The organism is Promineifilum sp. (SeqCode), assembly GCF_041918635.1.
Taxonomy (GTDB): Bacteria; Chloroflexota; Anaerolineae; order Promineifilales; family Promineifilaceae; genus Promineifilum.
The window spans coordinates 1-2351 of the sequence record NZ_JAYRVJ010000485.1; the positions used below are offsets into that span (position 1 = coordinate 1).

3 protein-coding genes and 1 pseudogene are annotated in these 2351 nt (G+C 65.5%); all 4 read right to left on the minus strand.

Going from position 1 to position 2351, the window contains the following annotated elements; translation table 11 throughout:
* On the minus strand, positions 1–1271 hold a 1271-nt coding region (locus tag ACE3UY_RS14770), incomplete at its 3' end, for a cisplatin damage response ATP-dependent DNA ligase (RefSeq protein ID WP_374688270.1).
* Positions 1272–1296: 25 nt separating this feature from the next.
* On the minus strand, positions 1297–1656 hold the full coding sequence (locus tag ACE3UY_RS14775) for a DUF5615 family PIN-like protein (RefSeq protein WP_374688271.1): 360 nt from the start codon (positions 1654–1656) through the stop codon (positions 1297–1299).
* Positions 1653–1985 carry a DUF433 domain-containing protein gene (locus ACE3UY_RS14780; protein WP_374688272.1) on the minus strand — a complete coding sequence of 111 codons (333 nt, stop codon included), beginning with the start codon at positions 1983–1985 and terminating at the stop codon, positions 1653–1655. Before ACE3UY_RS14780 ends, ACE3UY_RS14775 begins: the two co-directional genes overlap by 4 nt.
* Before the next feature lie 93 nt (positions 1986–2078).
* A pseudogene (locus ACE3UY_RS14785) lies at positions 2079–2351 on the minus strand (DNA ligase-associated DEXH box helicase); the annotation flags it as partial.

The window sequence follows — 2351 nt, forward strand, 5'->3', positions numbered from 1 at the left end:
CGCCGGCCGCTGCCGCGCTGGGCGTAGATGAGCACGGCGTCCACGCTGTAGGGCTCGATCTTCCACTTCCACCAGTCGCCGCGCCGCCGGCCGACGCGGTAGGGGGACGACAGTCGCTTGAACATCAGCCCCTCGACGGCCCGCTCCCGGCTGTTTTCGCGTAGCGACGCGAGCGCCGCCCAGCTATCCGCCTCGATCACCGCCGATAGCGGCAGCCACGCGCTGCTTACTTCGATCAGCAGCCGCTCCAGTTGCGCCCGCCGCTCCATCAGCGGCCGATCCCGCCAATCCGCGCCCGCCCACTCCAGCAGGTCATAGGCCAGCAGCACGACCGGCGTCTCGGCCAGCAGCTTCTTGCCCAGGTTCTTGCGGCCGATGCGCTGCTGGAGGCGGGCAAAGGGCAGGGGGCGGCCGGCGTCGAAGTCCCAGGCCAGCAGTTCGCCGTCGATGACCGTGCCATCGGGCAGCGCCTCGGCCGCGGCGGCGACCTCCGGGTAGCGCTCCGTCACCAGCTCCTCGCCGCGCGACCAGAGGAAGGTCGCGCCGCCGCGTCGGATGAGCTGGGCGCGGATGCCGTCCCACTTCCACTCCGCCTGCCACTCGCCCACGTCGCCCAGCGTGGCCGGGTCGGCCTCCAGCGGGTAAGCCAGGAAGAAGGGGTAGGGGCGGCCGGCGTCCTCCCCGGCGACCTCGTCGGGGTGGACGAGCGCGTCGTAGAAGGCGGGCGTCGGCTCCCACGCGCCCATCAGCCGGTGGGCGATGGTCGCCTCCGGCAGGGCGACGGCCTCGGCCAGGGCGCGCATGAGCAGCCGTTGCGAGACGCCGACGCGGAAGCCACCGGTGATGAGCTTGTTGAAGACGTAGCGCTGCGGGTCGTCGAGTTCGGCCCAGGCGTCGCGCACGGCGGCGCGCTGGCCCGCCTCGTCCTTTTCGCGTAACGACAAGATGACGCCCTCCACCCACTCGTGCAGCGGGCGGTTGCTGGCCCGGTTGGCGGCGGGCAACAGCAGGGCAGCCGTCTCAGCCGAGTCGCCGACGGCGTGGTAGGACTCCTCTTGCAGCCACTCCGGCACGCCGGCCAGTTCGGCCGCCCAGCGGCGCAGCAGAAGGGGGGAGAGCAGGCGTTTGGGCCGCCGGCCGCTGAGAAAGTAGACGGCCCAGGCAGCGTCGGCCGGGGCCGCGCCGTCGAAGTAGCGGCGCATGGCGGCGACTTTGTCGTTGGTTTTGGTGGTGGCGTCGAGGGTGAAGTAGAGGTCGGAGAAGTGTCGCATACTGGTGGCTAGATAGCACTGTGAGTTAGAAGGGTATCCACCGCATCGCCCCAACCCACTCCTCCGGTGCGCTTGCTTCGTTGAATAACAGGAGCGCATCGATCAACTCTTGGTAAGTTGTTCTTGGCCTGATACGGAAGATGCCCCAATGGGTAAGCCCCCGAGCCTCAAGCCGCTTGACATGACCGGGCATGCTCTTGCGGTTATTGGTCACCAGCACACGTTGAGCTTCGACCAGGTATTCGAGAATCAAATCATCTGGCGATTGCAGCGGCGGACATCCGGGGTCGCCGACGCGAAGCACATCGAGGTGGGGATACTGACGGAGCGCCGCATCTCGCAACTTGGGTGAGATGTTCTCGTCTAGCAGGAAATGAAGCGTCATTTGGATGCGTTATACTGTTCGCGGGACTCGCGTAGAGCCCGAATGCGCTTGACGACTTCAGGCGGCTCACTTCGTTCTTGTTCTCGAATACTCTCGGCCACCCACTCCTCTAGGCGCTGTAGATAAGCATCAACCTCTGCTTTGTTGTGGAGGTAATATGCGAACGTCGCGTATATCTCTTCGAGGGTCAGGGAAGGAAACTCCAGAGCAACCTGCTCGGCGCTGTATCCTTGGTGATAAAGGTCGATAACGTCTTCCAGCCCGATCCGGTGGCCTTTTATTCGGATGACATCTGGCTCTACAAAATCGAGATAATCCTCAAGTAACATAGGCATTCTCCTCAGTTCCACCGCTTCAGGACAAGGGTTCGGTGACTTCTAGCCAAGCTCGCAGTTTGCCGATACCTATAGTATAGCATGCGTCTATATCTCCCTGCCCGCTTCCTCTTCCTCCTGCTCCCCTGTATACGGCGCGTTGAGTTCGTACGCCTCCACCCCCCGCTCGCGCAGGTAGCGGGCGACGACGGCGGTGTAGCCGTGGGTCACCAGGACGCGGCCGGCCCCGGTGGCGGCGATGGCGTCCAGCAGCCCCGGCCAATCGACGTGGTCGGACAGGACGAAGCCGCGGTCTACCGAGCGGCGGCGGCGCTGGCCGCGCACGCGCATCCAGCCGGAGGCGAAGGCCGCCGACAGGTC